The organism is Micromonospora sp. M51 (assembly GCF_018070305.1).
GTDB lineage: Bacteria > Actinomycetota > Actinomycetes > Mycobacteriales > Micromonosporaceae > Micromonospora > Micromonospora parva.
In genome coordinates this window covers 1-606 of sequence record NZ_JAGPXZ010001408.1, presented here as the reverse complement: position 1 = coordinate 606, position 606 = coordinate 1, and the positions used below count along the sequence as shown (strand labels likewise).

Genomic DNA, 606 nt, shown 5'->3' with positions numbered 1-606 from the left:
GCTTGCCTCCTTCAACCTCAACAAATTCGCGGAATACCACCACAAGCGGCTGCTCACCGAGACGGAGATCCTGCTCACCGACGGCAAGGGGACCGTTCTGGTCGCGCCCAAGGAAGGCGGCCGGAGCGAGCCCGTCGGCGCCTCGATCGCAGGGTCCGACCTGTTTCGCTTCGCTGCAAACCCCGATCGTGACGCGTTTCAGGAGGTGACCGATCGCGAAGGCCGCACCCAGGTCTGGGCCGTCGCCCGCTCGCCTTCGATCCGCAACGCCGGCCTCTACATCATGGTCGGGCGCTCCAAGGACGGACTGGTCGCGGCCGCCAACCGCCGGCTTTACGAGGACATGGCGATCCTCGCCGTGGCCTCGCTGCTGCTCTTGGCGGGCGTCTGGATCCTTGCGACCATGAGCGTCGGGCGCCAGGTCGGGCGGCTCGCCACGATGGCGAAGAAGCTCGGGCTCGGCGAGCTCGGCGCACGAATTCCGCCTCCCTATCCGCGCGGCGAGCTCGGCGGATTGATGACCCTGCTGAACGGCACCGCCGAGTCGCTCGAGCAGCAGCGCGCCGCCATCGCCGACCTCAGTCACAAGCTCAGCCAGTCCCAGAA

The 606-nt window shown here is 67.7% G+C and carries 1 protein-coding gene; it reads left to right on the top strand.

What is annotated here, in order from left to right; translation table 11 throughout:
* A partial coding sequence (locus tag KBX53_RS35125) for a HAMP domain-containing protein (RefSeq protein WP_210864053.1) occupies positions 1 to 606 on the top strand: 606 nt, incomplete at both ends.